Annotated in this window: 22 protein-coding genes; 3 read left to right on the top strand and 19 right to left on the bottom strand. The window is 40.1% G+C overall.

Translation table 11 applies throughout. The annotated features are described in order from the left end of the window. From XEN7305_RS24625 to XEN7305_RS24610, 4 genes are all read right to left on the bottom strand, one after another. The coding region (locus XEN7305_RS24625; RefSeq protein WP_006512265.1) for an RNA-binding domain-containing protein at positions 1–1,568 on the bottom strand (1,568 nt) is incomplete at its 3' end. A 120-nt stretch (positions 1,569–1,688) separates the two neighbouring features. Beyond that, a complete protein-coding gene (locus XEN7305_RS24620; RefSeq protein ID WP_006512264.1) occupies positions 1,689–4,865 on the bottom strand; it encodes an efflux RND transporter permease subunit in 3,177 nt (1,058 codons plus the stop codon). A gap of 99 nt (positions 4,866–4,964) precedes the next feature. Then, the gene (locus tag XEN7305_RS24615) at positions 4,965–5,375 is read right to left on the bottom strand and encodes a DoxX family protein (protein WP_006512263.1); all 411 of its coding nucleotides are present in this window, start codon (positions 5,373–5,375) and stop codon (positions 4,965–4,967) included. Between the two features lie 39 nt (positions 5,376–5,414). Continuing rightward, positions 5,415–6,770 (bottom strand): efflux RND transporter periplasmic adaptor subunit, encoded by a 1,356-nt coding sequence (locus tag XEN7305_RS24610; protein ID WP_006512262.1) that lies wholly within the window; start codon positions 6,768–6,770, stop codon positions 5,415–5,417. A gap of 244 nt (positions 6,771–7,014) precedes the next feature. Here XEN7305_RS24610 and XEN7305_RS24605 point away from each other — a divergent pair, with 244 nt between their 5' ends. Next, positions 7,015–7,842, top strand: coding sequence for a lysophospholipid acyltransferase family protein (locus XEN7305_RS24605; protein WP_006512261.1), 828 nt, complete (start codon positions 7,015–7,017; stop codon positions 7,840–7,842). Positions 7,843–7,845: 3 nt separating this feature from the next. Next, a complete protein-coding gene (locus tag XEN7305_RS24600; RefSeq protein ID WP_238569041.1) occupies positions 7,846–8,514 on the top strand; it encodes a hypothetical protein in 669 nt (222 codons plus the stop codon). Between the two features lie 43 nt (positions 8,515–8,557). Here the strand turns inward: XEN7305_RS24600 and XEN7305_RS24595 are convergent, their stop codons facing one another. From XEN7305_RS24595 to XEN7305_RS24530, 14 genes are all read right to left on the bottom strand, one after another. Further along, positions 8,558–10,036, bottom strand: a complete 1,479-nt coding sequence (locus XEN7305_RS24595; RefSeq protein WP_006512259.1) for an FAD-dependent oxidoreductase — start codon at positions 10,034–10,036, stop codon at positions 8,558–8,560. Between the two features lie 17 nt (positions 10,037–10,053). Then, complete coding sequence (locus XEN7305_RS24590; protein WP_006512258.1) at positions 10,054–10,950, bottom strand: ferritin-like domain-containing protein; 897 nt, start codon at positions 10,948–10,950, stop codon at positions 10,054–10,056. Positions 10,951–11,046: 96 nt separating this feature from the next. Continuing rightward, the gene (gene cobD / locus XEN7305_RS24585; protein ID WP_006512257.1) at positions 11,047–12,120 is read right to left on the bottom strand and encodes a threonine-phosphate decarboxylase CobD; all 1,074 of its coding nucleotides are present in this window, start codon (positions 12,118–12,120) and stop codon (positions 11,047–11,049) included. A gap of 26 nt (positions 12,121–12,146) precedes the next feature. Further along, a complete protein-coding gene (locus XEN7305_RS24580; protein WP_006512256.1) occupies positions 12,147–12,425 on the bottom strand; it encodes an HU family DNA-binding protein in 279 nt (92 codons plus the stop codon). A gap of 343 nt (positions 12,426–12,768) precedes the next feature. After that, complete coding sequence (locus tag XEN7305_RS29445; RefSeq protein ID WP_006512255.1) at positions 12,769–13,644, bottom strand: TerB family tellurite resistance protein; 876 nt, start codon at positions 13,642–13,644, stop codon at positions 12,769–12,771. 28 nt (positions 13,645–13,672) lie between these two features. Then, the gene (locus tag XEN7305_RS24570) at positions 13,673–15,742 is read right to left on the bottom strand and encodes a mechanosensitive ion channel family protein (RefSeq protein ID WP_052035237.1); all 2,070 of its coding nucleotides are present in this window, start codon (positions 15,740–15,742) and stop codon (positions 13,673–13,675) included. A gap of 96 nt (positions 15,743–15,838) precedes the next feature. Beyond that, the gene (locus XEN7305_RS24565; protein WP_158500453.1) at positions 15,839–16,636 is read right to left on the bottom strand and encodes an META domain-containing protein; all 798 of its coding nucleotides are present in this window, start codon (positions 16,634–16,636) and stop codon (positions 15,839–15,841) included. Between the two features lie 16 nt (positions 16,637–16,652). Next, on the bottom strand, positions 16,653–17,330 hold the full coding sequence (locus XEN7305_RS24560; protein ID WP_006512252.1) for a DUF502 domain-containing protein: 678 nt from the start codon (positions 17,328–17,330) through the stop codon (positions 16,653–16,655). Positions 17,331–17,562: 232 nt separating this feature from the next. Next, the gene (locus XEN7305_RS24555; RefSeq protein ID WP_158500451.1) at positions 17,563–18,864 is read right to left on the bottom strand and encodes a carbohydrate porin; all 1,302 of its coding nucleotides are present in this window, start codon (positions 18,862–18,864) and stop codon (positions 17,563–17,565) included. 26 nt (positions 18,865–18,890) lie between these two features. Next, on the bottom strand, positions 18,891–19,991 hold the full coding sequence (locus XEN7305_RS24550; protein ID WP_006512250.1) for a dipeptidase: 1,101 nt from the start codon (positions 19,989–19,991) through the stop codon (positions 18,891–18,893). A gap of 40 nt (positions 19,992–20,031) precedes the next feature. Further along, positions 20,032–20,514: a hypothetical protein gene (locus tag XEN7305_RS24545; RefSeq protein ID WP_006512249.1), complete on the bottom strand. Its 483-nt coding sequence runs from the start codon at positions 20,512–20,514 to the stop codon at positions 20,032–20,034. 5 nt (positions 20,515–20,519) lie between these two features. Beyond that, the gene (locus XEN7305_RS24540) at positions 20,520–20,909 is read right to left on the bottom strand and encodes a hypothetical protein (protein WP_006512248.1); all 390 of its coding nucleotides are present in this window, start codon (positions 20,907–20,909) and stop codon (positions 20,520–20,522) included. Positions 20,910–20,989: 80 nt separating this feature from the next. Beyond that, a complete protein-coding gene (locus tag XEN7305_RS24535; RefSeq protein WP_006512247.1) occupies positions 20,990–21,754 on the bottom strand; it encodes a DUF3299 domain-containing protein in 765 nt (254 codons plus the stop codon). Positions 21,755–21,843: 89 nt separating this feature from the next. Further along, positions 21,844–23,229 (bottom strand): amidohydrolase family protein, encoded by a 1,386-nt coding sequence (locus tag XEN7305_RS24530; protein WP_006512246.1) that lies wholly within the window; start codon positions 23,227–23,229, stop codon positions 21,844–21,846. Positions 23,230–23,610: 381 nt separating this feature from the next. Between XEN7305_RS24530 and XEN7305_RS24525 the strand changes: the two genes are divergently transcribed. Next, positions 23,611–25,398, top strand: coding sequence for a mechanosensitive ion channel family protein (locus tag XEN7305_RS24525; RefSeq protein ID WP_158500449.1), 1,788 nt, complete (start codon positions 23,611–23,613; stop codon positions 25,396–25,398). A 4-nt stretch (positions 25,399–25,402) separates the two neighbouring features. Here XEN7305_RS24525 and XEN7305_RS24520 read toward each other — a convergent pair whose 3' ends face one another. Further along, positions 25,403–26,248 (bottom strand): mechanosensitive ion channel family protein, encoded by an 846-nt coding sequence (locus XEN7305_RS24520; protein ID WP_006512244.1) that lies wholly within the window; start codon positions 26,246–26,248, stop codon positions 25,403–25,405. Positions 26,249–26,430: the final 182 nt, after the last annotated feature.

The raw sequence follows: 26,430 nt of genomic DNA, 5'->3' as shown, positions 1-26,430 counted from the left end.
CCCAAATGATCGGAGCTTTCCCCCAAATGATCGGAGCTTGGTTGAGAATTTGAAGTGTTTTGAAGTAAAGAAAGCAGGTTTTTATTTTCTGAAGTCGGCAAACTGTAATGTGTTCCACGACCACGACCAGATTTATCAAGCCAACCTTTGTCTGCCAAGTTTTTAAGACAGTCACCAATATCTTTGGGATGTTTTTGACTATAACACTGAATATCGCTATTACTTATTTCTCCAAAGCGATGAGCAAGAACTAAAATGATTCTGTCCAATTCAGAAAGGTAGTGATAGTCCTCACCGACAAGTGTGCGTAATTCCCGTTCAATTTCTTCAGGAATTAAACTAACCATTGGTAATACAACCATTATCGAATCTAGATCGAGCTTTTCAGATACTAAAGGTCTAAACCATTGTTGTTCTCGCCAAGCTCGAAGAATTTTAGGAAATCCAGATCCAGCTTTTTCGCTTAAACCCAGCATCTGAAACATTTTTTGCAAATTTGGATTGCGAGGATCGCTTTCACCTCCATCATAAAGACGTTCAAGAGGAATTCTGAGACGACCTGGATTAGAAAAAATAAATAAATCTTGAAACTTTACAATCTTCAGAGGTCGAGTTGATAAGTGATCAGCATGAATTATACTGTTAACTAGGGCTTCTCTTAATGCTTGATGAACATGGGTTTCTTCTTTACGGACAGCATCTCGATCTAGTTTGAAGGGAACATCTAGATCAGTAACTAACCTTCCGTAAACGCGATAGTAAAAATTAAATAGATTAGATTCCCACTTACCATCTAACGTAACTCTATATGTCCAACGTTCTTCTGGGTCATTAGATAGTCTTTCCTGATAGTCTAAATGATAGTGAGAAAAAGCATCTAAAATACCTCTTTCATAACCAAACATTAGTAACCCAGCTACAGTTAGCCCTTCTTTCCCTGTAGAGCGATCACGTTTCCATCCTCCTAACTGAGAAAGCAATTCCTTATCGTCTAATGCTAACCAAGGATGATCTGGTTCTCTGGAACTAAACCTCTGACGGTAAGCTTTCATTGTTTCTGAGTCAATATCGTTAAGATCGAAATTTTCTAAAATCTGAGAATCTTGAGGTTGGCTACTCGCATCACGAAACATTTGACGGATTTCGTCCTCTGTACAAGGATAATCTCCTTCATAATTGCGTTTATAAGTCCCTGTCATGGGATTGTTATTGATATAAACAGGACGCTGAGTACGAGTTGCTTTGGAAACCTTGATAATGATGAGAGATTTATCTTCGACTTTTTCGACAGCTATATCAGACTCATTACAGATAGGAATGCTGAGTTTTCCAGTATTGTTATGGTTGTCCCAAAAATCTTTGAGTTGTTTCTTAGGGTTATGAATACCAGTAATTTGAAATTTACCTTTTTTCTCGGCAACACCAAGAACGATATAACCCCCTTCAGTATTAGCGAAGGCTGAAATAGTTTTCCAAGCGTCTTTCGGTAAGTTGTCTTCAGCCCTTTTACACTCAAAATCCTGGCTTTCACCAATGTCAAGTTTTTCTAGGAGAGTTTCTAAATTCATGAGAGCAATAATAGAGATCGCTGTTCGACAACAATCTACAAGCCATTACTATTTATAGCTCACCGTTAAATGTTTTATCGGGAATCACAAGAGCAGTTCAGTCAGTTTTTTGTTAGTTAATTAATTAATTAATTCCTTTGATTTTTGTGGCCCATGCTCTTGTACCTTAAGACTTTTTCTCGGCTGAAAGTCTTTTAATAATCCCATCAAAGCAGGAATTACCGTAGGAGTTAGCAACGTCGAAAGAGCTAAACCCCCTGTGAGCGCAATTCCCAAACCCTGATAAAGTTCCGCGCCTTTCCCTGGCAGAATAGCTAGGGGCAACATACCCAAGACACTAGTTCCTGCCGACATGAAGATTGGCCGCAAGCGATCGCTGACCGCATAATAAAGAGCCGCATCATCTTCCATGCCCTCGGCTTGGAGTTGTAGCGCCCGATCCACCAAAAGAATCGCATTATTAACGACAATACCCGTCAAAATTACAAAACCCAAGCCTGTAATTATATCTAGAGGAATCACCACTCCCGGAATGGCATTAGCAATTACCAAACTTAATAAAGCACCCGTCATCCCCATGGGCACAGTTGCCATGATCAACAAAGGGTAAATCAGAGAACGATATAAAGCAACCAATAGTAAATAGGTAATGACTAAAGAAAGCAAAAAAGTAGAGCCCAACTGAAACAAAGTTTCTGCTAAAACATCTGCCGAGCCTGCCAATTCTACTCGCACACCAGCAGGTATGTTTTGGCGTAATGGCTCAAGTATTTGTTCCTCAGCTTGGTCGATTAAAGCTCCTAAAGGTGCTTGCCTGGACACACTAGCAGTAATCGTAATTGATCTTTCCAAGTCGACATGGTTAATCGTATCGGGGCCAGTAGTTTCTAGCACTTGTGCCACATCAGATAATTGCACCCTCTGACCATTACCGTTATAAATCGCGAGTTGGCGCAATTGTTCGGGAGTTTCCACAAAGGTATCTTGCAACTCTACAGTAATATCAATTTCCCTTTTGCCATCGACAAACTCAGAAGCCCTCACTCCACCCAGAGCCGCCTGAACCACTTGACCGATTTCGCCCTCTGATAACCCCGCTTCTGCTAAACGCTCGCGGTTGGGAACTATCTGTAACTCAGGCGCTCCTGTAACAAAATTGGACCGGACATTTTGAATTCCCGATAACTGTCTCAGCTCCTGAGAAATTTGCTGTTCTATTTGGTTTAATTCTTCTAAGTTTTCCCCGATAACTTGAATCTCAAATTCTTTACCAGGATTGCGGAAAATGGGAATACGCCGAGGGACAAGAAAACGATAACCAGGGAAATTTGCCCCCGCTTGTCGTAAACGACCTACAATATCATCTAAATTTTTACCTGTAGCTAATTTGGGGTCAACAAAACCCGCCACAGCTCTCAAGCCACCACGATGGATATAAATAGTCCGCATAATTTCTGGTTGTTCACTGATAAAATCCCTAGGTGCTTGAGATAATTTGACGGCTTCGGGAATGCTCGTCCCAGGAAACGGTTCAGCTAACCAAAGAATTATATTGCGATTGCCTTCTGGTAAATAATCCGCAGGCGGTAATAATTTAAAACTGGTAACAAGTAAAACGACAGGAAGTGCCAGCAGGAGTAAACGACGTTTTAATTTGCCTTTTCCCAACGACCAACGCACCGTTTTCAACAGAAAACTTTCTAATTTGCCCTGCATGAAGCGGAAACCTGTCGAAGTTTGCCCAACAGCCCTCTCCAGCCAATTACCAGTTCTGGGGGCTGCATCGTCTAACATTTGCTCTGCTTCTGTGCGCTTGAGGAATAATCCTGCCAACATAGGAATTAGAGTTAAAGCTGCAAACAGAGAAAATAAAACCGAAGCCGAAAGTGCTAAACCAATATCAAAAAATAATTGTCCTGCTTCCCCTGTAACCAAAATAATCGGCGCAAATACGGCAATAGTAGTTAAAGTAGAAGCCAGCATCGCACCACCTACTTCTTGGGTGCCATCGATCGCCGCTTTCATCGGAGTTTTTCCCTGCTGCATATGGGTAAAAACATTTTCGAGCACCACGATCGCATTATCTACTACCATGCCGACCGCAAAGGCTAAACCCGCTAAGCTAATGACATTTAGGGTGCGACCCAAGACATAGAAGACAATAAAAACCGTAATCAAAGTCGTGGGGATTGCGATCGCAATCACTCCAACTGTTCTCAGTGAGCCCAGAAACAGCCATAATACTAGGGCAGCGAGCACGGCCCCAATAATTAAATTGCTCTGCACAAAGGAAATAGATTCTTTGATATAGTCATTTTCATCATAGGGAATATCAAAGGTGACACCTTCTCCTTCGCGATCAAACCTCGCTTCTAAATCAACTAAAGCTTCGCGAATTCCCGCAGAAATCTCCGGGACATTGCCCCCAACTTGACGGATAATCCCCACTGCCACCGCAGGTTCATTATTTCTGATTAACGCGCGATCGCGAATTGCCCGGCCCATGCGGGCTTCTGCGACATCGCCCAAATAAACCGTACCAGATTCATCTCGCCGTAGGACAAAACCTTCTAATTGATTAACATCACCAATCCGACTTACCGTTCTCACTCGATACTCTCGACGCCCTAAAACCAAAGGGCCACCACGAATATCTTGGTTATTATTGCGCAGAGTATTCACCACATCCCCAATGGTCAAATTGCGATCGGCTAAAGCTTTGGGATCGACCACGACTTCAACTTCTCTGGCTCGGCCCCCAGAGACCATAAACTGGCCCACCCCCTGGACTTGTCGGAAACGAGGAACCACCACATCATCGACCAAATCTCGATAGTGATAATCATCGGCGGTGAATCCTGCTTTAGGAGTTAGGATGACCCACATCATAGGGCTGCTACTGCCGCTGACCACTTCGACATCGGATTCAGCAGCTTCTCTTGGTAAGGCTTCGACCTGCTGTAATTTATTGAGGACATCGACTAAACTGCGATCAACATCACTATCCCAATCAAACTCAATATTGATATTGCTAATTCCTGCCCGACTGGTACTAGTGATTTCTTCGATCCCAGGAACTTCTTCTAGTCTTTCTTCAATGGGACGAGTAACTAAATTTTCCACCTCCGTCGGACTAGCACCAGGATAGGGAGTCGTGATACTGATTTCAGGGCGATCGCCTCCTGGTTGCAGCTCTAATGGTAATTGGAATAGAGCCAAAATACCAAATAAAGCTAGTAAACAAAATAATACCCCTGTCCCATGTCGCCAACGAACGGCAGTTCTAATTAAACTCATCTTATTAATTGAAAATTGAAAATTGACGAGCGACCCTGCGGATTTTTAATCCGCTAAGGAACGCGCGAGTTGAAAATTGAAAATTAAGCATTTGATAGATTAGTGGGTCGTTACTTCTTGTCGGGGTTGAACTTTTTTGGCAGAACTATCGATACTTAAGGCTCCTGCGCCGGCATAGATCACCATTAATAATCCACCAATCAGACCAATGTTCTTTAGAAAAGAATTGAGTTGACTAGGATCGGCAAGAGGATTGTGAAACACTAGAGTTGCTGGAATTAAAAATAAAATTAATAATATCGAGCCGAGTTTAACTTTGTAGCCCAAAAGCAAAGAAAAACCACCAAGTAATTGGAAGGCAATGGTAAAAAGCAATAAAATTCCGGCAATGGGTAAACCTTTATTTGCCATCATCACGGCGGTGCCAGAAAAACCGAAAATTTTGCTAATTCCTGAGTTAAGAAAAATCGAACAAAGACAAATACGTGCGGCTAAAGGAATGTATTTCATTTTATTTTAATTTACTTCCAAATAATTAACTATTAATTATTAGTTGACTACTTTGACTGTGGCATTATCAGTCAGTCCATCCCCACCCCTAACAACAACTGCTTGTCCTGCTTCTAGTTCAGGATTGACAATCATTATTTCTTGTCCTAAATCCGCCACCATTTCGACTTCTAGTTGTTGTGCCTGATTCCCATTCACTGTAAATACCAGCCATTGTTCTCCTCTTCTGGTTAAGGCATCTCGGGGCAAGATAAAAGTATTGGCCCGATCCACTGGCACAGCTAAACTAGCCTGGATTGCCATCCCTGGTAATAACCCAGGGGGCGGATTATTCAAACTAACCCGGACTAACTGTCGGCGAGAAGCTCTATCCGCAGTGGGAATGACAGCGGTGATTGTTGTTTCTTGTTGCCAATTTGCTAGGGCTCTGGCATTCAGCTGAACTCTCATCCCAGTCGCCACCTGTCCGCTTAAGCTTTCAGGAACTTCTAAAAAGATATCCAAAGAGCGATCGCTAACTATAGTTAGGATCGGGTCGCTTTCTTCTACATAATCACCAGTATTAACGCTTCTCGATTGAACAATCCCAGAAAATGCGGCGGTAACTTGACTGCGTTGCCTTGCCAACTCAGCTTGTCTGACTACTGCTTGAGCTGCTGCGACTAAACCCTGTTGCGCTTCGATTTCTTCTTTAGTTGGCCCGGCCTGGGCTTCGGCTAAGATAGCGGTAATCCTTAATTTTTCACTGGTAGCCGCATCTGCTTGGGTGCGAGCTTCGACCAAAACTCTTTGGGATAGGGCACCTTCTACAGTTAGAGAGGCAACTCTTTCTAAATTGTCTTGCGCCTCTAATTCTCTGGCCCTTGCGGTATTCAATTCTGCCTGTCTTTGGGCAATGATTTCGGGGCGAGTGCCGACTTGAAGCCGAGCTAAGTTACCTTTTTCCTGAGCCAATCGAGCTTGAGCTTCGGCCAAAGCCAGACTAGCATCAGCATCATCAAGAATAGCAACGGTCATTCCGGCCGTTACGCGATCGCCTTCCTTGACTAAAACCCTCTCCACTCTACCATTAACTTGCGAGCTTAAGGTAGCGATTTCTCCCGCTTCTACTTGTCCTAATAACTTTACCTGTCTAGTTGCCGTACCGGATTTGAGCTCAACAACTTCTACCGCTCTTGGTGGTGGTCCTTGAGAAGTAGTTTGAACTGGAGGCAAGACCTGAGAATTCGAGAATCTCCAAAGAGTTGCACCGCCACCCAAAAGCAAAATTACGATTAACCATCCAGGAAATTTATTGCTTTTTTTGTGAGGGTTTTGCTGCTTTTCTGGGGGTAAATTTTTTGATTTAGAGTCCAATATAGATGATTGTGGCGGAGGCGTATCAATTGATTTCATCGCTTTTGTATATTATTTTCAATAGTTATGATAAACTTAGTGAAGCTTCTGTTTGCCTTCGATGGGTAAATCCTGAGAAATACGCTGAGAACTTACAAATCAAAAAATATTACAATATATTTATTTTAGTAAATTTTTTTACATTTGCCTGCTAAATCTGACACAGATAAGGAAATGAGGTCCTAACAGTTCCAATTCTCCAGGCTAATTGCTAGACTATGTTTACATTAGTTAACAGAAAGTCTTGGGAGATAGAGCAATTAATCGCAGTGGTTGGTCATTAGACGTCAGAAATCCCGAAACAATCCATAATTTAATGCCTTTGTGGCGTTTTTTTTATGATTATTATTTTCGGGTACAGACTGATGGTTGGCATCATATTCCAGAAGAAAAAGTATTACTCGTCGGGACCCATAATGGGGGATTAGCTGCCCCAGATATGGTGATGTGCATGTACGATTGGTTTCGGCGTTTCGGGACGCGTCGTCTGATCTATGGACTGATGCATCCCCATGTCTGGAAAATGAATACGGGAATGGCCCAACTTGCTGAAGCAACAGGAGCGATCGCAGCCCATCCTAAAATGGCGATCGCAGCTTTTCAAAAAAATGCCAGCGTCCTAGTATATCCAGGAGGAGCCCAAGATGTATTTCGTCCCCATTCCCAACGCCACAAAATCAATTTCGCCGGACGCAAAGGCTTTATCAAATTAGCCTTGCGAGAAAAAGTTAAAATTGTGCCTGTAATTTCTACTGGAGCCCATGACACTTTATTTGTCCTCGATGATTTTTATGATTTCGCAAAGCAGTTGCATCAATGGGGTATGCCTTGGTTATTAAACCTTGACCCGCAGGTATTTCCGATCTATTTTGGTTTGCCCTGGGGAATCAGTGTCGGGCCATTACCCAATATTCCCTTACCCGTTCAAATTAAAACTCGCGTTTGTCCGCCAATTACCTTTGAGCAGTATGGCAAAAAGGCGGCACGCGATCGCACTTATGTCGATGCTTGCTATGATTTGGTTGTGGAGCAAATGCAAAAACAATTGGATGATTTGAGTTCGGGAAATTGAAAATTGAAAATTGAAAATACTATGTTGAATAAATGGCAATACTTATTGTTCATTCCGCTATTTGGACTTAATGCATCTATAGAATCATCATTAGCAAGTGAACCTAAACTATTAATTGCCCAAGAATCAACAGAGCAAATCCTCAAGACAGATACTGAAAATAACTACTGCAATCAAGAAGTAGCATCACTAACAAATCTATTGCTTAAAGACCTCCCTAACTATAGCAATCGCATAATCCAAAGAACTCAGAATCTTAGTCAAAATGCAGGCATATCTACCTTTATTGTCGCTGCAGGACAAGGACAATTTAAAGCTTTGGAACTACCTCAATTTCAATACAGTCCAGCTTCCACAGAATCTACAGAATCTGCCAAACAAATATTCTTTACTGTTTTAGAAAGACAATATATTGAAGAAAACACTGGAAATATTACAAACAAAATAGCTAGTCAACCACCAACAATTCGTAAACTGGAAAGGCAAACTTACCACTGGCTATTTTTAACTCCCACTAATGATGGTTGGCGGATGGTGACTATGTTTTCTAGATTTGGTTCTGCCTCTCAGGACAATTTGCCAACTCCACCGCAAGAAAGTAGTAATGGAATTATCGGCCAAGCAGTCCAATTATGGTTAAAAGATTGCCGCGCTGGACAATTTGTTAGTTAATTAATCAGACTTATTTTTTTCTTTGTATTTAACTTATTAAATTTTAAAAATTCCACTTTTTACGAAACCGAAACCAATTCTCTAATCTTTTGTTTAATCTGCGATCGCACTGTAACTTTTGTTGATAAAAACTTGTCGCCACTCGCTGCAAAATCTCAGCAAAACTCGGAGAAACAACCGGAATATTCACCTGTAACAATCGCAATCGCGAATTCTGATTTAACTTGATGTTATATTGCATCATCACAGCAATCGTCGCGATTAATTCCTCAGCGCGATCGCCTATAATTGTGCAACCCAAGATTTTCCCATTAGGTCGCAAAATCATCTCACACCAACCCGTCGTATTTCCCGAAAATTGGGCTTGAGGGATGGTTTTAAAATATTCTTTGATCAGGTAAATATTCTTGCCATAATCTCTAATAGCTTGAGCGCGATTAATTCCTAACCTGGCACAACTTGGCTGGGTAAAAATAACTTGGGGAATATAATGCTTGTTGGGATCTGCTTTACGACCCCAAGTAAAAAATAAAATATTTTGCAGCGCAATATTCGCCTCGTGACAAGCAATTGAAGTAGACTTTAAACCCCCAATCACATCTCCACAGGCATAAATATCTTTGTTAGTGGTTTGCAACTTATGATTAACTCTAATCCCTGAAGTTTGGGACTTGACACCGACACCCTGTAAATTTAAACCTGCGATATTAACTTCATAATCATCGGTAAAAATAATAGCTTCGGTTGTCAAGCTGCGCTTTTCTAAATGAATTATTTTTTGATTATTATTTTCCGTAATGTTGGTAATCTTTGCCTGGGTGAAAATATCGATCCCATCAGCGGTTAATTGCGCCTGGATAAGTTGTACCATTTTGATATCTTCTTGGGGCAAGATTCTGGTTTCGGGAATAACCAAATTTATTTGTTTATTGAACTGGGCTAAACCCTGAGCCAGCTCCAAACTTCTTGAAGAATTCCCGATAATAGTGATGTTATGAGGTAAATTCGCCAGACAATCATTTTGCCAAAGATCATCGATAGTTAAACAATTAATGCGATCGCAACCAGCTATTGAGTTAGCAGTATATCTAGCTCCTGTAGCGACTAAATATTTACGAGATCGCAGCTTACGCTTTCCCACCAAAAAAGCCTGTTGGGGCCGACGACAAAATTCTCCTTGGCCAAAAATCATATCAACGCCCGCAGCAGCTAATCGCGATAAAGAATATTCTGCTTGCAATCTCTGCAGGACCAACTTATGCCAACTATGAATGTCCACCAAATTTATTTGCCCAATGTCCCCAGAGCCAGGACTAAGGCCCCAAATATTATCCTGTAATTGATTAATAAACCGGGTAATTTCTCCAAAACTTTGATTAAAAATAGCATTACATCCAGGGAGATAGGGCTGATCTCCCTGAGTAACTAAAGCAACTCTGGCCTTAAGACTATTTGCTCGTTCCGCAGCATAAATTCCTTCATAACTGCTTCCTATTACCACCAAATCGTAGTCTACTGACATTTTTTAGGATGAGATTCTCAGGCAGATTTATTTTGCTGTTTTTGAATATTGTTCAAACCATTAAAAAACATTGGCACAAACTTTTCCATGAAAGATTGAGGATCTCGTTGCCAAGCTTTTTGTGCCGTTTGAATTCGGGTCATTTGCAATTCCGGTGCCAATAAGGTTTGTGGTAGATGCTGAATAAAATACTGAGAACGTTCCCAAACTGGCATTGTATTGGTTACTTCGAGTAAATTACTAAGCCGACGCAGTTCTGCACCAGCCATGATATCCATCCCCGACTCAAAAGCCGCCTGTTCAATTGCTGAATATTTGCATTTTGCTTGTTCTACCTTTGTTCTATGTTCTGGACTTTTCCTGACAAGTTGAGCTAGCCACCGATTCCCCCAACGAACATGACCTGCCTCCTCTGGGAAAATCTTGGCAATAGTTTCGCGAATTTTGATATTTTCTGTTGTCTGAGGTGCTTCCTTGAGGGCTTTGATATGGGCTGAAAAATATTCGCAACCCCGTTTTTCGGTGACGTTAATCGAGACTAGGGCGGCAATGAGGTAGTCATCAAGTTTTACTTCTGGGTCGTAAGATTCTTGGTCTAGCAATCTTTCAAATTCACCAATATAGGATACTCCTGGTGGCTTGCCGATATCGGCACCTAGATCTATCAGTAAATCTGTTAGCCACATAGCATGACGTGCTTCATCACAGACATGTCGGGATAATTCTTGCACCAATTCTGGGGGCTTACCATTGAGCTTTTCAATCACGCCAGTTAGTTCTGCACAGCTATGTTGTTCGTTGTAACGATAGCGATTGAGAGTAATTAGGTGCAGTTCACGATTATGCAGCACAAATTGCTTGAAGATGTCGCGAGCACCCATACCATTGAATTTACGAGGATAAGCTACTTTCATGTATGAGATGGAGTTGTTTAATTATATTCAAAAAAATCTTTATTTCATTAATTCTATGCACAAATAAGTGAGTGCCTAAGCAAAATTAATTATATATTAAGACACTTTATTAAATACTGATTTTAATGATTTAACGAGATAATCATTCTCGGGAATAGTCCGAATTGCAACTCGAAAATAATGATCTCCCAGTTCAGGGAAACTTAGACAATCACGAATTAATATTTGGTGTTTTTGTAATAATTGCTGTTGCAGCTCGGTCACAGATAGACCACTTTTAACTAATAAAAAATTAACGGCGCTGGGCAAAACTTGCAGTTGGGGAATTTCTGATAAACCCTTGATAAGCTGGGCTCGCGCAGGAACTAACCAATCCCAAGTATGCTGTTGAAAATCCTGATCTTTGAGAGCGGCGATCGCGGCAGCGGCAGCTAAACTATTAACTGACCAAGGATCGCGATAGGCTTGCCATTTTTCAATTAAATGGGGATGTGCGATCGCATAACCAATTCTCAAGCCAGGTAAACTATAAAATTTAGTCAAAGAACGCAAAATAACTAAATTGGAGAATTTCGGCACTAGATCGATCAGACTTTGTTGTTGAGAGCTGGGCAGAAAATCCATAAAAGCTTCGTCAATGACCACTAAAGCAAAACGTTCCAAACAAGGCATAATTTCGGCTTTCGGCCAAAGTTGACCCGTGGGATTATGGGGATTATTCAGCAACAACCCCGAATTCGGCAACTTATAGCGAGGAATCAGACTAGCCAAATCACCAAACGGAAGCAAAGGTGACTGCAACGAAACTATCTCGGCCTTAAATGCCCTCAAGCTTCGACTGTAATCACCAAAAGCAGGAGTAACAAGATAAGTTCTCTCTTGTTGTGCTAATTCTCTAGCGGCCCAAGTTAATAATTCAGCCGAACCATTGCCCGGCAAAATATAATCTGTACTCAGACCATGATGCTCAGCCAAAGCAGATTTTAATTCAGGATATTCCGGATTCGGATAGGCTGTTAACCCAGGAATTTGTTCTTGAATCGCCTTCAACACAGATTGGGGGATGCCCCAAGGATTGATACTGGCAGAAAAATCTTTGATAGAAGAAGTTGGACAGCCTGCAATAGTAGCTGCCCAAGCTAGATTTCCTCCATGCTTTGGTCTTGCCAAAATCAGAAAAATATCTTGAGAACTAGTTATTTGGGTGCAACTTTCTCTTTGAATAGCTTTCCTGCGGAGAAAGCAGGAACTTTTGTTGCAGGAATGTTCATTTTTTCCCCTGTTTTGGGATTACGGCCTTCTCTTTGCTTGCGATCGCGACGCTCAAAAGAGCCAAACCCGACCAATGTTACTTTATCGCCTTCTGAAACAGCCTCCATAATAGTTTCAACCGCAGCAGTCAAGACTGCATCTGCTTGTTTTTTGGTTACGGTAGCTTTCTGAGAAATCCGATCGACTAATTCACCTTTATTCATACAAATCTCCTTATTTTTTACAGTTGAGTGGATTTAAGACAAGGTCAAAGAAAATACTGTCGCCAAAAGGCGGAGTTTCTCCAACTGCACTATTCTAAGATGGACTTGACTAATATTGATCGCTGAAACTACTAATTGGTATAGATTTCAACAATTTTTTCGATTTTGACCACAAAAACCTCCTAATTTCTAAGTATTTATACTTAATTTTTTGTAAAATTAGGGAAAAACTGCAAAGTTAAGTAACAATCTACAGCTTCTAAAATTAGGCTCGAAGCACCACTATACAGACAAAACAAAGAGATCTGAGGGAATACGAGTGAAGTATACCAAAAGTATTTAATCAATTTTTGTGGTGAAACTTAATCTGACGACTGAGTATTTTGCCCTCTTTTTGCGCCTGAAGAAAGGCTCTTTTAAGAGCCGCCGCATCTAGTTGACGGCCACTCAGATAAAACTGATTGGTTGCCTGGCCGATCGCCCAAGTCAAGGTGAAGAGAAAAGAGGCCACAGCAAATTCTCCAATGAAAGGGAGATACAACCCAGCAAAGGAAATAGTTGCCCAACTAGTAATTGCCGCCAAGAAAGCCCCAAAACCACCAAAAATACTCCCAATAATTGCGATCGCATCCTGGCCTTTGGGGTAACCCCATTTAGACCCAATATCTCGGATCATCTTAATAATCAAGACCCCAGCGATCGTATTAGTTACCAGATTAATACCAGGAAAGGGATTAAAACCCAAGATCGCAATGCCAATAGCATAATCTAAGATTAAATTGCGCATCTCTTTAACAGATACTAATTGAGCTGTGATCGCTTCCAGAAAATCCTGGGGCGCTTGGACAGCTAATTCTGCCAGGGAATGATGCTGCTCCAGCGAATCTTGGTCTTCTATGGAAAAACTTGCTTTGATCTTGTTTAAGATAATTGCCTGTTCGGGGGCAATACCATCAATTGCTGCGACGACAAAAGCAGCTTCGTACAACAAAGTTTGGGTTTTGGGCGTAACAATCTCAGATAAAAGCGTTTCAACCTGGATATCTTCTGCCAAAATGCTTTCAATAGTCATGTCTTCAGGTAAATCTGATAACTCTTGAGCGTTTTGCCAAGCTTCTGTGAGTATTTTTTGCTCATCGGGATGGAGCTTACCATCGGCTTTTGCCAGACAGACTAATAATTTCAATCCTGCGATCGCTTCTTGTGGTTCAACCAACATATCCTCAAACTACTATTATTGCTGGGACTTAGGCAAGGCTTTGCGCCTCATGGTCTTCAGCTGAAGGTTCAATATGCCAAACCTGACGCTGGGGCATGCCCAATTCAATTTCAGCTTTAGTAAATGCTTGTAAGACTCTGAGGCGAAATTCTCGACCAATAGAAAATTGTTTCATTGGTTGAGTTTTAATCCAAACTTGAATAATAATGCCTTGGTGGGAAACTTGATCGATGCCCAAGATATTTACAGGTTCTAACATAGCCTCTTGCCAATCGGCATCTTGTTGCATTTGCTCTCCTACTTCCTGCAAAACTCGAATCGCTTTGAGAGGATCTGACTTGGCGGAAATTTCAATTTTAAACTCAGTTCGCGACCAATCTTTAGTTTTATTTTCGACCAAAGAAATCTGCCCATTGGGCACCGTAATCAAACAACCGCCCGCTCCTCTAATCTGGGTATTATAGAGATTCATATTCTCAACAAAACCACCCACCGCACCGACTGTAATGATATCCCCAATGGCATAGCGATCAGTCCAGAGAATTAAGACGCCATTCAGCATATCTTCTAAGACATTGCGGCCCAAAAACCCGACCAATAAAGCAGCTCCCCCAGCACCAGCCAACACACTAGTGTCAATCCCTAAAAGTTCGATGGTGAGGACAATGCCAATGATCGTAAAGACAAAACTACTCGCACCTTTTAAAGCCGGAGAATAGGTTGTGACCCTAAGGGCATAACGATTGGAATTTGGCTGCGCTATTTGACCTTCTTGGGCCCAGCGATTTAAGTAGTAGTCAATCACAAACGAAACAATTGTGTCTAATAAATTTACTGACATCCAAATCAGCGGTAAAAATATTGCCTGAGCAATAAAAAAGAAAGAAGCAATCCTGGTATTCGGATAAACACAAACCATCAAGGCCAACCCAGCAAACAGGAAGAGAACCCGCAGCCAAATCAAAAGTTGTAACAAAAATCTCGTTAAGTTTTTTAGTTGTTTAACTATATTTTGGTACGTCAAAGAAACGGTAGGAGATCTCGCCAATAAATTATTAATTTTGGTTATGATAAATCCTTGCAATCTATTGAAAATAATTTTTACTTTTCTGATTGAAGCTACTTTTTTGTCTAAATTATTACTCTTAGTTGCAGTATTATTAGTTATTTCTTGTTGTCTGTCTTGTGGCGGCTTTTCATCAAGAGATTCCAAGATTTGCTCGGAACCTTCCGAGATAGTATCGGGAGAATCTGAAGGATTTAGAAAAGAAGCTTGCTGCTCTAATTTGGCTAACTCATTGAGTTCTCTGATTTTATATCTTAATTGACGATCCAAATTGCGAATTAAACGGCCAAAAATTGTGAGTAAAATAATTGGCACAAGCGTCAGAACAAAAATCATGACAATGATCTGCAATCGCCCCGCAGGAAAAATACGATCAAATTCATTTCCCCATAAAGCTTCACTCAAATCTTCGTGAATAATTTGACGCCATTGTCTTGCTAACTCTTCAACAGGCCTCCCATTATAAATAGAATCATCCTCCGTGATTGTAATAATAGTTTCTTGGGATAAACCTAATTCTGGTTGGGTGGGAGTAAAAATGATTGTTTGGGCATTTTTAGTGCCAACTTCAACTTTGGGTGTCAAGGGATGCAATGGTTTGTCCTTGAAAAGTAACCAATCTTGAAGGCTTATTTCCTGTGATTGCTTCTGGTCAAAGGCTCCGGTCTTTTGAGCATTGTTTCTAACTACTCTTCTATATAAGGAAAGCAATGTTTGCTCAACTACCCCAGCTCGTATTTCCAATTCATCAGAAGTTTTCTGCGGATCTTGTAAATCAGTTCTCGAAGCTATTGTGAATTTATTGTCACCGAAGACATCGTAGGGGAAATAGGGGAAATTAACGTTTGTACATAACAGCTTTCCGCAAACCCTCACCTTGCTCATTTTCCACCAAGGAGTAAACGTACTTTCACCATTGGTACTACTACTTGAACTTAAAAAAGGTATTTGAGCATTAGTAATTGCCGGCGTACTGACAACCAAACCAAAACTCAAGACAATAATTACCAAGTATTTTGCAATAGCTCTCAAGTTTTGATTGACGATTGACTTTCGGAAGCATAATCTAAATAATCTATTGCTCATTTCCCCTAACAACCCCCGATGCCTCTAATATACATAAACTTATTACTCTGGCCTAAACTTCATGGTTCCAGTATCAAATTTTAAATCAAAATACAAGTAGCCATCCTTAAAAAAGAAGATGGTCGCAGCTTGCAGATCTCGAAGATACTGCTCGGAAATTGACTCGGGAGGACAGAGTGCACGAGTCGTAGCACCGATTTCGATGGATATGCTACTGCCATCTTGAGTATAAGCTCCTAGGGCACGATTACAGTCTGCTTTGATAGCGAGCTGCCCATCTGGCAGAAATTCGATAGTGTAATTATCAGGATTAGCAACTTCTATTAATTCATCATTGTTATAGCGGATTTCTTGTAACTGCCAAATGTTACCTATTAAATTTAAATCTAAAAGATTTTCTGTGGCTATTAGCTGATTATCTTGAAATACTTTTAATTCAGAGTTACTAATTTCATAGGAAAATCCGTCCTTATCGCCGGCAATCAGCAGATTATTATTTTGAGATTCTACCAGAGCAGAAATAAAAGATTCATGCGGCTCTTTCTGATGCCCGACAAGATATAAATCATCTCTTTGTTGGCATAGTGCTAGGCTATAACTTTTTGTAGTAAAACTTTCGACCAAATTCCAATTAGTAAATTCTCTAGGACAATTTTTGATGGCGTTAGCGTATAGCTCAAATTTCGAGTTCTGATCGGGACTTTGATTTAGTCGAAGTCCTGGATATTTAGGTTGAAGATTAGATGCCTGAACAGAATTAAAAACAAATTGTTGACCGGCAATTAAAAATATACTTAAGGAACAAATAATATTGGGAATTTTCATCATTAAAATATTCATGAAATAATATAAATCTTTAGCCATTATCGGCCGGAGATATCGTTACCCGATTTTTAGTTAGTTGAATTTGGTTAATGGCTGTTATTAATGCAGGAGAGGATTGCCCCCATTTAGTGATAAATTTGACCATATCTAAAAAGGGTACATCGACGATAAAAACTTTATCTTCTGGAATCAGATACATATTCCCCACTGTTGGAGTTGGTACTGTGGGGACAAAAACTGTATAAAATCCATTGTCATGATGTTCAACCAAAAAACCGGGGGATAATGCTTCGTGCACTTCACCTACAGCGACAAAAGCAATACTCATATTTTGGGATTCTTCCATCCTGGCAATGCGGCGGATAATACTGCGCATTAAAAGATAGCCAGGGATTTTCATGAAAATTGGTTCTAGGGATTTTTTGAAAATTTGACCATAGCTACTTTTGACAATCAACCCGGCAATGAAACAGATGATAATAAAAACAATTGAGGCAACAGGAATTGCAATATCGCTTTCTGCTAGACCAAGGACGGCCGCGATCGGCTTGAGGAAAACAAAAGTTAGGCCAACTAAACCCTTAATCATTTTATTAAGGGCTAGAATCGCTAAATAGCCGGGAAGAATTACGAGAAATCCACCAAGAAAGGTAGTAGTAATTATTTTTGATAAAGATTTTTTTGATTTTGATTTATCACTAGTTTTCATCAGTATTTTTTTATGAATATTACTATGGACTAAAAGATTCTGAATACATGGGGATAACAATATCCGAATTGAAACTTTTAGTCTTTTAAATTACAGAACAAAAAAAAATTAAACCTAAATATCATAGAACTACATTTGGTCGTAGTTCCTTGAGAATTAAATAATATTTTAAGAAAATTATTGACTGACAACTACTGACAACTTGGGAGCAAATTTTTATCTTAAAAAAAGTCTACAGATTTAAACGGGTTCTAATGCCAAAAACGGCGATCGCATCTTGATTGGGATTCAAAGCAGGATTAAAAATAACTTGAATATCTGGAGTAAGAGCCAGATTTTGGGCTAACTGCAAACGATAAAAAAGTTCGGTGGTTACTTGATCTTCTAATCCCTTTTGGGCAGGACTGCCCCAACCCACACCCAACCCCAAAAGATTGCTACTATTGGCGAAATAGCGTCCCATGCCAAAACTGACGCTACCATCGAGCAAGGCGGCACCATCCTGGGAATAACCTCCGCGCAAAAAAGGCATCCATTTATCATTAATAAACCAACTAGCGGAAAAGGCTAAACCCCAATCATCGGGGGTTCCCGCTTCGTCTCGTTCATCGACATGCCAAGCTGTCAGGTGAATATTTTCGAAATAACGACGCTCAAAGGAAGAAACCCAAGCTATTTCAATATGCTTAAAATATTCTCCATCGTCGAAAAAACTATCAAATCCTGCCTCAGTCGGATCGCCATTGGCATCGCTGAGACTAGCTGTAAGATAAACATTGTCCGATAGCATGGCTCCCCCTGCAATTCCTAAGCCCTGATTGGGAGCGGCAATTGAGGGATTTGTGAGAAAGGTCAAGTTTTGAAAATGGGTCAGAGGATTAGTTAAACCATAAATATCAACATAGTCAGTAGGATCTACATTCCCGACAATAAAATTTATTTTGCCGTCACGAAATCTTTGTTGCCAGAATAAATTGGTAACACCCCAGCCAAAATCACTAAATAATGTTCCAGTTAAACCAACATAACCCGCTTCAAATCCCAGATTCTGGGGTGCAACATCGGTTCCAATGCGATGGCGATTTTCACCTTTAAATACCAATGAACCAGGCGATGAAGAATTACGACCTAATAAAGTCCAATTACCGAAGACTCGAAATACTCCACCCGCAGCTTGATCTTTTCCTAAACTATCAGTCAGCCCTTGATACAAGATGCTGTAGTCAAGACCAAATTTCAAACCTACATCTTGATTAACTCGCTCTTTGAATTCAAACCAGGGTTTTAGTGCTCGGTCAATCCCTTCAAATACCGAATCTTTCTCTCTAGCATCTTCGGCAAGCTCGGCGTCTACACTGCTTGGGCCTCCGAGAGTGGCAGCAGAAGTTGAAACAGGAGCAGAATTAGACTCGGGAGATTCAGTTTCTCTACTAGTTTCTGAGTCTTCATTAACTGAGTCTTGAGCGATCGCAGGTAGACGCTGAATGAAAAGAGTCAAAACAAAAAGCAAATTATAAACAACTATTCTCATCATGATGTTTCGCTTAAATAAGTAGAATATTATTGCCATACCTGTCGGTAAACACGCATTTCATTTCCGCCATAGAACTTTTTAATTGCTTCATCCGAATAACCCATTTTCCAAAGTTCATCAGTTACGGCAGGAAGAATTTTTGCCATTTCCCCACAGCCTTCAGCCCCTTTATCAAAAGCATCGAACATATAGTTATTGTCGTTATAAATATCTGGAGCAGCCTTGGCAAACTTAACCACCAAATCGAGCTTCATTAAATCATCCGAAGCAATGCCCACATGATCGTCTCCTAAAAGTTTGGCGTAGTAATCGATCATTTGAGCGCATTGTAATGGTGTAATATCATCAGGCCAAATACCATCCATCATCCATTCCGTGAAAGTTGGGCTAACAAAACCTCCAGTTGCCGCAGCTTTTTGTGCTTGTTCATCCGTAATGTTCCGATAGCATCCTTTTTCTGTGGCGTTGGGTGTATTTTTGTACAAACCAGCAGGGAGAGAATGGGTATAAACTACGGGTACACCTGGATGCTTCTGATTCATATGTGCGATCGCATCTTCTGTGGTTTGCCAACTAGCGTGACTAAGATCGACGACAATACCTTGTTTAACCATTTCATCAATGATTTTTCTGCCCCAGTCTGTCAATCCCGTATCTGGAAGATGGAGAGCATCGATGCAGCCGACACCTGCTCTAAATCGACCGTTATAAACTAGCTGCATGCTAGCCAAACCCATTGTCCGCAAGGTGGCAATTCTACTCAAATCACCACTAACAATGGTGGAGGTTTGGGAATTAAAGATAACTGCATATTTACCAGTTTCCTGAGCATATTCAATATCGCGCACATTATGGACAAAAACATAGCGATCAGGGTTTTGTAGAAAAGTATTTCTCCATTTGCGATGACTGTTGAGGAATTTTTCCCAAGTGTTATCGGTTTCGGCGATCGTCATGCTGGCACCAGTAATTCCCGTTGCCATAGCACGACCTATGTAATCATGTAATTCACTATCTTCGGTCCATCCTGCTCCAAAAGGAGAGGCAAAAAAGTCGAGACAAATTGTATCTTTAACAAATTGTTTTGCTTTGTCACTCGAAGGCCAAGTCTTACTTTCTCTACTCATGTTTTATTTTTTTGCTGTCATGAAAATAATTTAAATACTTCTAATTTCCTCTCAAGCAGGCTTCTAATTCATCAGCGATATAATAGCCTCCCTGGTCCAAATGTTCGCATTTATAAAGTTCATCATAATAACCTCTTGACTCAAGTTCGCGATCTCGCTCGATAATGATTACTTCCGAATTATTGCGATTATTACGATTAGATTCTGCGATCGCCGCACCAATACCAATCCCGACAACGCCTCTAATAATTCGAGCTGCGGTTCTTCTATTGCGTTCACGCCGAATCTCACCTCTAATTTCGTTGCGAATTCTTCTTTTCCTGTTCCGCCTGCGTTTTCTACGATGGGGTTTATTCGGTCGAGGTCTACGTGCCATCAGAGTTGGCAGTTCACTCAGTTCAAGAGATTCTGAATCAATGGTTTCTGGAACAATAGTATGAGCAGCAAGTTCAGTAGCAAAGGATATTTGGGGAACTCCCAAAGAAGCTAAAAGAGCAAAAGAGATAACTTTGTGACAGTGCATAATAATTATTCCTCTGCTTCGCTAAAACTTTCGACCAATTCTTGCCAATCTAGAATCAGTTGGTCACAGTTACTCAAATCTGTGGGTTTACCAGCACCATAACCAGCATTTGAAGTAAACAAAAAAGCAAGAGTTGAACCAAAATCCTGCAAAATTATTTCTGCAACAGCTAAAGCTTCATCTCCAATTCTTTCAACAGCTTCTTGATCGTCTTGCTCTATATAACATTGACTGGCATAGCCGGCAGCTAGTCCAATTTTTCTGATGGAGTTTTCAAAATTTTCCTGTTTAACTTCTTCAGGATCAATTTCTTGAGCTTGAATTGTCGGAGTAAATAGTCCGAGGAATAAGACTAAAGATAATAAGGGATAAATTTTTGATTGGAATAGAAACATGAATTATTAATTGGATGAGAAACAAAGAACTATTCAAGAGTATGTTTGTATATTTTTTAGTCTTTATTATGTTTTTTTAATTAATTCGAATCAATATCAACTAGGATTAATTCAGTTAACTTGGGATAAAGTGATTTTCTCTCCTCCCTCGTTTGCCATGCCAAAACCTGGGCTATCTCCTTGGGAGAACAAAGAGAAATATTGTGACAAATTGCACCATAACTGGACTCCAACCATGACATGCCATCAACCCGGAAAACTTGATGGCTGGTAGCTGCAAGATTGATTGTGCCTTCAATCGAAACCCAAACAAGCGAATATTGAGATTTTTGGAGATTTGCGGTTAATTTTTGAATCGCAATCGGTTCGGTAGATTCAACAAAGATGACTTGATTTGGAGGAGGAGGAGGAAAATGACTACATTGTCCTAAATAGGGCATCAAGAGAAAATGAGTCAGTAGCCGCTCATTATTCCAATACAAAGGCAAAATTACACCAGATAATTTAATATCTTTAGCTTCAATCTTGTTATTCGTCGTCTGCTCAATTCTCTGTTGACGAACCATTTGCCGCTTTGATAATAGCCACTCCACATCAATTCCTTGTTTAACAAAAGCTTTCTCAATTTGTTTAGCTTCTTGGGCCGATGCACCATTAGGATCTGCTTTGTTAGAACTAATTAACCAACGAATACGACTTAGGATAGCTAAATCTTCTAATTGTCCTGGTGTTAACTCATCAAAAGGATCTACAAAATCAGACTTAAGTTTAGTTGGACTTGGTAATAAATCCTCCCAATGTTCTATTTGAGATTGCCGAGAAATGTTATGGGTGATGGTATTCATGGATTCAGCGAATAGTTTGATTAATCCCCCTGAAAATGAGTAAAACTTTAACAACAGAGAGAATTAAAATTATTGTCAAACAGTCTTATTTACAAAGTATTTTTGTAAACTACCCCATCTTTCATAATCACCTTGAGAGTTTCAATCGGTTTTGGTGTTTCTAGATCGCCAAACCATTGATCTTTGCCACCTATAACCATCATGTCTTCTAAAGGATTACCATCCACAACTAAAATATCGGCTAAAGCTCCTTCTTCTATGACTCCTAATTTCCCAGGATAGGGATTACGTGGACCAGACAGAGCTAAGAGTTCACCAGCATTAGAAGTTAAATGTTTTAAAACCTCAAAATTACTACCAAAGGCTTCGGCGCGCCACCACAATTCATAACGACGAGATTTCATGCCATCATCAGAAGGGCCCAGAAGATCGCTAGCAAAACCAACTTTTACCTTATGTTTAACTAACCAAGGGGCAAAATCCTTATACTGCTCCTGCATGGCTTTAATGCCGTCATGCTTAGATTTCGGCACATTAGGATTATTGAATAATTCAGGAGACATGCCCCACATTTGTGGACAAACAAAAGCTCCTGCTTCTCCTACCTGCTGAATAACTTCTTCGCTCATAAAAAAGCCATGCTCAAAACATTTTAATCCTGCTTCTAACGCTCTTTTAATCGCTCTATCTGTAAAAATGTGAGCAGTAACATAAGTGCCCCAATCTTCCGCCGCTTCTACGGCTGCTTTCATTTCATCAAGAGTGTATTGCGTGGTATCAATCGGATCATATTTCGATGAACCACCGCCACCGCCCATGATTTTGATTTGAGAAGCTCCCATCATCAAGTTTTGACGAGTTGCGGCTAATACAGCATCCCTGCCATCAGCAACAATCCCAATTCCTAAACGCATAAAATTCGAAGGATATCGACTGCCAGAAAGACTAGGATTAGGATCATTCCAGGCTCTAAAATCCCCATGTCCAGAGGTTTGACTAATAAAAGCTCCTGCTGGATAAATACGAGGTCCATAAATCTTCCCCTGGTCGATCGCCCGTTTTAAACCAAAAGTAGGTCCACCAACATCACGACAAGAGGTAAAGCCGTCTAGAAGTGCATACCGGGCATGAAGAGTGGCGTTCACATGAAGATCTCCAGCCGTAAAATTTTCTTCTAGATTGGCAAAATCGCCCGATATCGCCAAATGGGTATGACAGTCAATCATCCCTGGCATTAAAGTCATGCGGTTCCCATCAATCTCGGTTGCTCCATTATCAGGAATTGCTTGGTCTGAGATTTGGGAGATTTTGTTATGTTCAACCAGAACATTCATTCCTGTTTGAAGACCATTAGTTTTACCATCAAAAATATTGACATTCTTGAATAGCACCTTATTCTCAGTACTCGTTAAGGTTGTTCCCGATCCTGGGCCCATACCGGGAACTGCCATTAAGCCGGAAATCCATTCACTCATAATTTTTTCCTCTGTTGCTTTAAAAGTTTTTATTAATGAAATTGATTAAAGATTTCGAGTAAATTTGCGTCGGTATTAGCAATGCAATGATCGACAACTTTATCCATAGTGACCGTGGCAGAAGAAGCGGTTGATCTTTCTGACCACTAACATAGCCATATTCAAGTCGCTATGCATCATAGGGTAAGTGCAACATGATTGTGAGAAATTCAATAATTGTTTCCGATTTCTTGTCATTTCACGCCAATTTGTTTGAGAAATATGTTGTTGCTATCTTCATTTTCTCTCTCCATCGTTAGCACTAATGTAGGATAATCAAGCGTAATTAATAAGTAATTCTACCGTGCTAAAACTATGGGATGTGATTCAAACAACAGCTTAGTGAATTATGTTACTTGTTTCACCCACAAGCTAAGTAGACTCCGATTCATTCCCAGAAAAACAACTCTAAAGTTTTGGGGGATTGCTATTTTAACTAGTTTGTTATTCGTTGTATCAACTCAACTTGAGATTTCTCCAGCCCAGAGTCAAATTATTAATTTGCCAGAAGCAATTCAACAACAGCCGACCCTTGACGTCACTCAAGTAGGAAATCTGGACATCAGTACGGTTCGGCTAGATGGGAAACTCTTGTTTCGGGTGGCAACTCCCACTCCAGAAGATACTGGCAACCGCAACAGTAAATCTCCAATTGAGCGACGGGTCAAGACAATTGAGTTTCATCTATCGGATATTGTGCAACGCGGATTCGATCCCAATACGCTCCAAGTTACTCCCTCAAAACTCAGTAATCAAACGATTATTATTGCTTCTGATAAAGATTGGGGACCTCGCAATGTTTTAAATGTCACGCCCTATGATGTGGAACTAGATGAGCCTGGCACTATTGATCAGATTGCCGAAAGATGGTCACAAATAATTGAGAAAGCATTGCTCCAGGCCCAGGAACAGCGGCAACCGAACTATCAACAACAGCAAATTCCCTTCGTCTTGGGAACTCTAGCCGTAATGTTAATAGGGAGTTTTGGGATCAAAAAGATTCAGGATTTGCGAAATTATATTCGTCAGACAGTAGAGCAGCGTCAACAGGATCTAGACACCATAGAGTCTAATACCAGTACACCAATTATCCCTGACATTTCTGTGGATGCAGCATCACTTCCTATTTCCCAAGAAAAACCTCGGCATAGATTGGCACGCTATTTTCCTAAGTTAAGCTTAGAACAGCAGATAGGTATTAACCTTATTGTGCGGCGAGTTTTATTTGCAATGCAGTTTGTGATCTGGTTTGGCGGCATAGCGATTATCTTACAGCGATTTCCCCAAACCAATGCCTTTGGTGCCTGGTTGCTACGAGTTCCCTTGGCTTATATTGGGATTCCCATAGGAGCACATATATTAAAGTTAGTTCTCGATACCGCAATCAAATCCAATACCAAACTCATAGTTGATCGGATCAGGGAGGGCGGGAATGGAAATGTTCGACTCCATGCACGAGCTAAAACAATTGAGAATGTTATGGGGGAATTAACTGGATATGTAGCTGTGCTATTAGGCTTGCTTGTGTTTTTTTATGTGATCAAGGCTCTCAACATTATCCTAATTGCGATCGGTGCGATCGCTTTTTTGTCTCAAGATGTGCTGAAAGATTTTCTGCAAACCTATTTTATTCTCCTTGAAGATCAATACGCCTTGGGGGATTGGATTCAAATTGGAGAGGTGAAGGGTCAAGTCGAAACAGTCTCACTCCGTGCTAGTCAATTACGAGCCAAATGTGGGGATTTATTCACTATCTCCCATGGAAGCTTTACAAAAGTTACGAATTTTAGTCATGGCTATTCAGGGATTGACTTATATATTGACGTTGCCTATAAAACCGATCTAGATCAGGCTATAAAGTTGATTGAGCAAGTCGCGCGGCAAATGCAACAAGATTTCCTTTGGGAAAAATACATCACCAATATCATAATGAAAGGAGTTGAAAATTTTGGGGACAACAGTATCACTATTCATTTGATTCTCAATACAGAAGCTGGACAACAATGGGATGTAGCACGGGAATATCGCCGTCGCCTAAAACCAGCCTTTGACCAAGCAGGAATTGATATTCCTTTCCCTCAGCGTTCTATCTGGTTTAAAAATGCTTTAACTTCAACCCAAGAGATATAATAATTTATTTATCTTGAGAGTATAAATAGAGATCTCTTTGCGGAAAAGGAATTGTTATACCTTCTAGATCAAATCTCTTCTTAATATTTTCAATTAAATCAAATTTTGTAATTATATAGTCGTGAGTTTTAACCCATGGTCTAACGTAAAAATTTACGCTATTATCTCCCAATTCACCAACATGAATAGTCGCTTGGGGATAGTCTAAAATCCTTGATTCATTATCTATAATTTCAGCTATAACCTGCCTAACTTTGTCAATATTATCGCTATAACTCACACCAATTACGAGATCAATTCTCAAATAAGGTTTAGCATAATAATTAGTAATATTATCTTCAATTAATTTAGCATTGGGAATGATTACTAATCGATTATCCAAGGTTCTTACCGTAGTTGTAAAGATTTTAATACCTTCAACATATCCTATTATGCCAGCTCCTTCAATTAAATCATCTACCTTAAAATAGCGAAAAACCACTAAGATAATTCCTGCCGCAAAGTTAGATAAAGAACCCTGTAATGCTAATCCAACAGCTAATCCAGCAGCTCCTAAAAGAGCTACGATAGAAGTCGTTCTCAGTCCTAATTCAGCCAAAACCATTAATATAATAATAGTAATTAAAGCGGCATAGCTTAGATTTCCTAGAAAAGAAATAACTGTAGGATCAAGATTGGATTTTTTGAGAATTTTAAGAATAAGCTTGTGTAATCGCTTTGTAAACCAAAGACCAAATAAAAATATAAGAGTAGCAATCCCAAAACGAATAGCAAAAATGGTGATTAGCGATATTAAATTTTCGGGATTTATTTTGGAAGGCACTATTTGAATTAGAATTCTGTCAAGCATAAAAACAATGTCATTTAAGAGCAGATTGTTAATTACAATTGCCAATATTACTAGAGAAAAAGCGCTAACAACATTGAGTTTAAAAAAGAAAATTTATTATTAGTAAACATTTATCTTTGAGTATCGCAATCACTTTTTCTTGACGAGCTGTTTTAAGTAAATTGGAATAGACAAAGTCCTTC

The organism is Xenococcus sp. PCC 7305, assembly GCF_000332055.1.
In the GTDB taxonomy this organism is placed as follows: domain Bacteria; phylum Cyanobacteriota; class Cyanobacteriia; order Cyanobacteriales; family Xenococcaceae; genus Xenococcus.
Note: the sequence above shows the minus strand (reverse complement) of the source record. Positions and strands in the feature narration are given on the sequence as shown.

Bases quoted from the DNA above. Each gene is read 5' to 3' on its own strand.
- XEN7305_RS24545 (WP_006512249.1), bottom strand. From the start codon at position 20,514: ATGCACTGTCACAAAGTTATCTCTTTTGCTCTTTTAGCTTCTTTGGGA.
- XEN7305_RS24520 (WP_006512244.1), bottom strand. From the start codon at position 26,248: ATGCTTGACAGAATTCTAATTCAAATAGTGCCTTCCAAAATAAATCCC.
- XEN7305_RS24620 (WP_006512264.1), bottom strand. From the start codon at position 4,865: ATGAGTTTAATTAGAACTGCCGTTCGTTGGCGACATGGGACAGGGGTA.
- XEN7305_RS24565 (WP_158500453.1), bottom strand. From the start codon at position 16,636: ATGAATATTTTAATGATGAAAATTCCCAATATTATTTGTTCCTTAAGT.
- XEN7305_RS29445 (WP_006512255.1), bottom strand. From the start codon at position 13,644: ATGTTGGTTGAACCACAAGAAGCGATCGCAGGATTGAAATTATTAGTC.
- XEN7305_RS24530 (WP_006512246.1), bottom strand. From the start codon at position 23,229: ATGAGTGAATGGATTTCCGGCTTAATGGCAGTTCCCGGTATGGGCCCA.
- XEN7305_RS24610 (WP_006512262.1), bottom strand. From the start codon at position 6,770: ATGAAATCAATTGATACGCCTCCGCCACAATCATCTATATTGGACTCT.
- XEN7305_RS24615 (WP_006512263.1), bottom strand. From the start codon at position 5,375: ATGAAATACATTCCTTTAGCCGCACGTATTTGTCTTTGTTCGATTTTT.
- XEN7305_RS24580 (WP_006512256.1), bottom strand. From the start codon at position 12,425: ATGAATAAAGGTGAATTAGTCGATCGGATTTCTCAGAAAGCTACCGTA.
- XEN7305_RS24590 (WP_006512258.1), bottom strand. From the start codon at position 10,950: ATGAAAGTAGCTTATCCTCGTAAATTCAATGGTATGGGTGCTCGCGAC.
- XEN7305_RS24540 (WP_006512248.1), bottom strand. From the start codon at position 20,909: ATGTTTCTATTCCAATCAAAAATTTATCCCTTATTATCTTTAGTCTTA.
- XEN7305_RS24535 (WP_006512247.1), bottom strand. From the start codon at position 21,754: ATGAATACCATCACCCATAACATTTCTCGGCAATCTCAAATAGAACAT.
- XEN7305_RS24555 (WP_158500451.1), bottom strand. From the start codon at position 18,864: ATGATGAGAATAGTTGTTTATAATTTGCTTTTTGTTTTGACTCTTTTC.
- XEN7305_RS24550 (WP_006512250.1), bottom strand. From the start codon at position 19,991: ATGAGTAGAGAAAGTAAGACTTGGCCTTCGAGTGACAAAGCAAAACAA.
- XEN7305_RS24560 (WP_006512252.1), bottom strand. From the start codon at position 17,330: ATGAAAACTAGTGATAAATCAAAATCAAAAAAATCTTTATCAAAAATA.
- XEN7305_RS24595 (WP_006512259.1), bottom strand. From the start codon at position 10,036: ATGTCAGTAGACTACGATTTGGTGGTAATAGGAAGCAGTTATGAAGGA.